At 65.1% G+C, this 5774-nt stretch carries 3 protein-coding genes; all 3 read right to left on the bottom strand.

Annotated features, from left to right (window positions below; all coding sequences use genetic code 11):
• Positions 1-171: 171 nt before the first annotated feature.
• On the bottom strand, positions 172-1188 hold the full coding sequence (locus BG22_RS10670; RefSeq protein ID WP_140495446.1) for a LacI family DNA-binding transcriptional regulator: 1017 nt from the start codon (positions 1186-1188) through the stop codon (positions 172-174).
• 113 nt (positions 1189-1301) lie between these two features.
• The gene (gene malQ / locus BG22_RS10665) at positions 1302-3506 is read right to left on the bottom strand and encodes a 4-alpha-glucanotransferase (protein ID WP_140495443.1); all 2205 of its coding nucleotides are present in this window, start codon (positions 3504-3506) and stop codon (positions 1302-1304) included.
• Positions 3507-3734: 228 nt separating this feature from the next.
• Positions 3735-5576, bottom strand: a complete 1842-nt coding sequence (locus BG22_RS10660; protein ID WP_140495440.1) for an alpha-amylase family glycosyl hydrolase — start codon at positions 5574-5576, stop codon at positions 3735-3737.
• Positions 5577-5774 lie beyond the last annotated feature (198 nt).

Here is a 5774-nt window from a genome sequence, read left to right as displayed (position 1 = left end):
GAAAAAGCTGAAGCTCTCAATTATATAAGAGACGGACTGCTAATGGGATTTGTGGGATTCGTCAGCGATGACGAGCGTCGCGAAAGTATGCGGGTCGTGCGCGAGCTGCGGGGCAAACCGCGCACGGTCCATGAGCGGTCCGGGGCGCCCGCAAGCCGCTGCCGACTCCGTTTAGCGTCCGCTCGGCGGCGCCGTGGTCTCGCGCAGCATCAGCGGCGTGGGCGGCTGGCGGAATGCCGGGGCGATCGGCGTGCCGGCGATGGCGTCCAATGCCATGCGGCCGGCGTCCTGACCCATCGCGAACGGGTCTTGATGCAGCGTGGTCAGGCCCACTGCCGCGGCCAGGTCCACGTCGTCGAAGCCGACGATTGACAGATCCTGGGGTACGTTGCGTCCGTACTGGCGCAGGCGATATAACACGGGTAGCGCCATGTCGTCGTCCTCGAAGCAGAAGGCGGTGACGTCGGCCGCCGCGTTGAGCACGGCGTTGAGCGCCGCGTTGATTTCGGCGGCACCGCGCGGCACCTGCAACGTCTGCACGGAGACGCCGGGGCGTGAGGTGGCCGCGTCGAGCAGTCCTTGCAAACGGGCCTCCGCGCTGTAGCGCATGGTGGTGCGCGTGCGCACACTGCCCACGAAGGCGATATGACGATGGCCGAGTGCGATGAGGTGCTCGATGGCGGAACGGGAGGCCGCCCGATCGTCGATGCTCACGCCCGCGTCGAACCCGTCGGTGGAGGGGCTGTTGATGCCGATGATCGGTACGTGCATGTGTTTCAGGCGCTGGACCTCGGCCGGTTCGATGTTGAATGAGCTGACGATCACCGCGTCCGCGTTCCGTCGCACGGGCAGATCCTCGAAGAAGCTGCGGCGCTCCTCGGCATTGCTCATCGGGTACACGACGGTGTCATAGCCGGCCGGCCGCAGCACCGAGTCGAGGCCCGCGAAGATGTTCGAGTTGAACCAGGTGGTGATGGTTTCGCTGGCCAGCAGCGCGATGCGGAACGACTGGCCGGATTTCAGCGCGGCTGCCGACCGCGAGACGGAGTAGTCCAGTTTCTCGGCGGCGGCCATCACCTTGTCGCGGGTTTCGGGGAGCACAAGGTCCGGTTTGGCGAAGGTGCGGGACACCGTGGATACCGAGACGCCGGCCTCCCGCGCCACCGCCTGAATGCTCGCCTTGGTCATCGTTGCTCCTTGCCCCGGGAAATCCCCGCCGGAAAATCATGGTCATGACAACGATAACATGGCGGCGTACGGGACCTTGCCGCAACGGCTGTCCCGCACGCCGCCATCCCCAATCAGCGACGCTTGTGCTGCATCACCGCGGCCAGCGACCGCACGCGCGGCAGGGCGAACACCTCATCGGTATGGACCACATGACCGTGCTCGTCGGCCAGGGGCACGCGCCAGTTCGAGTATTCGGTGGACGTGCCGGGCTGGTTCTGCGAGCGGGTCTCTCCCACGCCGTCCACAAGCGCAGCCTGCAGCAGCAGCGACGGCGTGTCCGTGAGCATCGCATGCATCGCCTCGACGATCTGTTGGATATGGCCCGGCACGTCCTCGGCCGCGGCCGCCGTGATGTAGCCGCTCTCCACGAGCCGGTCCATCATGGCTGTGCGTTCGGCCAGCGCCGAGGCGGCGAACTGCTCCACCGGCTCGCTCAGCAGGTGCAGCTCCTCACGCAGCTTCACATGCTCGAATCCCAGATATCCCGCGGTCGGCGGCAGGTCGTGCGTGGTCACCGAGGCCAACGCCTGACGCCGGTATTCGCTCGGCTTCTTGTACGGGTCGCCCGCGTTCGGCGAATCGTCCACACGCGCGAACCATTCCACATCCGTGCCCAGCACGCCATGATCGGCCAGGATGCGGCGCACGTAATCGGGCACCGTGCCCAGATCCTCGCCGATCACCATGCCGCCGGCGCGCGTGGCCTCGATGGACAGCACGCCAAGCATGGCCTCGTGGTTGTACATCACATACGCGCCGTTCTTGGCGCCGAGCCCCTGAGGAATCCACCACAGGCGGAACAGTCCCAGCACATGGTCGATGCGCACCGCGCCCGCGTGCTCGTACATGGCGTGGACCATCTCGCGGTACACCTGATAGCCGGTGGCCTCCAGATATCGCGGATTGAACGGCGGCTGGCCCCAATCCTGTCCTTGCTGGTTGTAGAAGTCCGGTGGGCAGCCCACGGTCACCGAGCCGGTGGCGAAGCGTTCGGGGTTCGCCCAGGCGTCCGCGCCCAAGCCGTGCACGCCCACGGCCATGTCCTGCATGAGCCCCAGCGCCATGCCGCTTTCCGTGGCGGCGTGCTGCGCCTCGGTCACCTGCTCGGCGGCGATCCACTGCAGCCAGCGGTTGAATTCGAACAGGTCGTGGTGGGTTTCGACCAGCGCCGTGACCTCGGGGTCGTCGATGCGCTTGTCGAAGAACCAGCGGTTCTCGCCCCAGGGTGCGCCCCAGACCTCGAAGCACACGCACCAGGTGGCGAACGAGTCGAGATCCGGGCCGGCCAAGGCCTTGAAGCGCTCGAATTCCAGTTCGCGCTTGGCGTTGCGCCCCGCCTCGAAGATGAGTCGCAGGGCCGGGCGCTTGGCCTCCCACGCCGCATTGATGTCCATCGGCGTGGACTCGTCGTTGCGCGCGGCCACGGAGGCGTGAAGCTCATCCACGCGTGCGCGCACGTCGTCGGGCAGGGTGCCGTACTCGGGGATGTCCTGCGGGCGGATGTACGTCACGTTGAGGAATCGGCGTGATTCGGGCAGGTAGGGAGACGGTTCCAGCGGCGTGATCGGCGCGCCGGCGTGGATCGGGTTGATGAGCATGAAGTCCGCGCCGGATTCGTGCGCCGCGTCGATGAGCAGTCGCTTCAGGTCGCCGTAGTCGCCGACGCCCCAGGAGTCGTGGGAGCGCACGGAATACATCTGCGTCATCCAGCCCCAGCGCTGTTGTTCGGCAACGGCCTCCGGCACGGGGATACGCGCCGGTGCGGCGATGATGGTGGCGTGTCCGGCGCGGCCGTCCGCCGTGACGTCGAGGGTGTGATAGCCCATCGGCAGGTCGGTGCCCAGCGTCAGGACAGGATGACCGGAGTTGAGGTCCGGCAACACCGTGCAGTCGTCGAAGGAGAAGCCGTCTTCGAGCGTGACTGCGACGGTCACGTCTTCGTCGGCCGGGCAGTTCAGCTGGATTGACGTCGATGTGCCGGTGACGGCGACCACCGTGGGGTTAAGCAAACGTTTGCTTTCGGCTTCCTCGAGATCGGCCATGGACCGTGCGATGGCCTCGTCGCTGGAGGCGTCCACATCGAGGGCCTTCAGTACGGCGACCAGCGCGTCGTCGCTGATTTCGGTGTAGGTGCCGAGCTGGTCGATGAATGAGGTGGCGAGGCCCGATGCCTTGGCCAGTTTGATGAGCGGTCGCGCGAGTCGCTGTGCGCTTTCCGTACGCTGGTGGTGTTCCAAGGTGCTGGTTGCCGCTTCGTTGCCGTGACCGTCGGTCATGATGACTCCTTGCCTTGATTGTAGGGTGATGCTAGTCGTTTGCATTGCTGTTTGATGGCCGCTCTGCGTTGAGCTTCCGGCAATCTGGCAGGCCAATGTTCGCTCTGTTCTGAATTCAAGGGTAGCTTATTGTGACAACGATTGCAAAATATGGGTGAGTTGGGCTGTCTTCTGGTGCTTGTGGACGTCCGAACGCGCATTCCGTCCTTCCTGCTGCGCCCGAACAGGTCACTCCACTATTGCAAACGACTGCGGTGGCAAACGCAACCGTCCGTCCTCCACGGCCGGTCCTCCCAAGGCAAGCGCGATGGACGGCGAAGTTCCGATTCCGTCCGGCAATTCCACGTATTCCGTCTCTCGCCCGGGATTCATGGCGATAAGCATGACCGCCGGCGCGTCCGCCGGAGCGTCGATAGCGGCCTCGGCGGCGATACCCTGCGCGGGCCATACTGGCGCAACCGTTGCGGCGGTCCGCAGATAGGCGAACGTGCGCCCGTCCTCCGGTGCGGCGACCACTGCAAATCCGGCGTCGGCCGTCAGTGCCGCCCGGCCTGTCCGCAGCGTCAGCAGCGTATGCACCCAATTGAGCAGCGAATCCTGGCGCGCCAGTTCGTCGGCGACGGTCGGCGCGTCCGCGTCCGGGTCTACCGGCAGGTACAGCTGGCCTGCTGGCGCGGTCGAGAAGCCGAGATTCGCCATGCCCGAGTCCCATTGCATCGGCGTGCGGCTGCCGGTACGCGTGTAGCCGCCCTCCTTGGTGGGCAGCGGGCGATATCGCATGCCGATCTCGTCGCCGTAATACAGGAACGGGCATCCCGGCATGGTCAGTAGCATGCCGTACGCCACCTTGCGCTCGCGTTCGCTGAGCCGCGACGCCGTGCGGAGTGTGTCATGGTTGCAGGTGATGAGGTCGAACAGTCCGTCGGCGCGCTCGGCTTCGCGCAGCTGTGGCAGATACTGTTCAAGGAACGGTGCGATCGAGGCGCCCGAATCCGCGTTGAAGTAGCTGGCGTCGCCCTCATGCAGAAGCGGGGTGTCGGTGTTGCGCAGCAGCAGGTTGTATCCGTTCGGATGCCCGCCCCAGCGCCAGTCGAGGTAGAAGTCCATGTCGAACCCGGCCTCCATGGATTCGTGCGGACGCCCCCATTCGGAGACGAACGCCGCCTCGGGGAATTCGGGTCGGATTTTCGAGAACAGATACTGCCAGGTGCGGATGGTGAACGGCTTGCCCTCGTCGTCGTGTTTGACCAGACTGTCCGCCATGTCCACGCGGAATCCGTCCGCCCCGCGGGAGAGCCAGAAGCGCATGACGTCGAGCATCGCCTCGCAGGTGGCCAGGGCGTCCGGGCCGAGCGCCGGTTTCTGCCACGGCTGGCTGGGATGGGCGAACCCGTAGTTCAAGGCCGGCTGGCACTTGAAGAAGTTGAGGATGTAGGTGCCGTCGCGTTCGGTCTCGCCGCCGATGAACGGCAGCCCGTCGCCGCCGGCGATCCACGAATCGGTCCAGATGTACCGTTCGGAGACGTCGATGGGCGAATCCGGGGATTCCGGATGCGGGCCGTCGGGGAGCACGGTCCGATCGGCGGGGTCGGGCTGCGCGCTGGCCCGGAACCATGCGTGCTCTTCGCTGGTGTGACCGGGCACCAGATCAAGCAGCACATGCATTCCACGTTCGTGGGCCGCCTCGAACAGGGCGACGAGGTCGTCGTTGGTGCCGTAGCGCGGGGCAACTCGCGTGTAGTCGCGCACGTCGTAGCCGGCGTCCCTAAACGGTGAATCGAAGCAGGGGTTGAGCCACAGTGCGTTGCATCCGAGCTCCCTGATGTAGTCGAGCCGGTCGAGAACGCCCGGCAGGTCGCCGATGCCGTCGCCGTTCGTGTCGGCGAACGACTGCGGATACACCTCGTAGAACCGTGCGTATGCGAGCCATGCCGGCCGGGGGAATCGACGGCGGGCTGTCTGGCGGATGTTGTGGTGTTTGTCGCGCCGGGGTTCTCGGGAGTGCCGTACAGGGGATTCCCGCGGAGGCTCGCTGCCGTTGGTCTGGGCGTGTCGTGTGTGGTCGGTCATGGGAAACTCCTGTGTTTCGTAGGGCTGAGCGCGTTGAGCTATCGATTGCAATTATACGCAATTCCGGCAAAATGCCAACGTATGCAAATCTTGTGCTAGACTTACAGCCAACGATGCAATAAAGGACTGCAACACTAGCATTTCCAAGGAGCAACCGCGATGATGCGAGCGTATGCATCCCAGTATAGGAAAACAATC

Source organism: Bifidobacterium sp. UTBIF-78 (assembly GCF_006408945.1).
GTDB lineage: Bacteria > Actinomycetota > Actinomycetes > Actinomycetales > Bifidobacteriaceae > Bifidobacterium > Bifidobacterium myosotis.
Note: the sequence above shows the minus strand (reverse complement) of the source record. Positions and strands in the feature narration are given on the sequence as shown.

Coding starts and splice junctions, on each gene's coding strand:
- BG22_RS10670 (WP_140495446.1), bottom strand. CDS start 1,188: ATGACCAAGGCGAGCATTCAGGCGGTGGCGCGGGAGGCCGGCGTCTCG.
- malQ (WP_140495443.1), bottom strand. CDS start 3,506: ATGACCGACGGTCACGGCAACGAAGCGGCAACCAGCACCTTGGAACAC.
- BG22_RS10660 (WP_140495440.1), bottom strand. CDS start 5,576: ATGACCGACCACACACGACACGCCCAGACCAACGGCAGCGAGCCTCCG.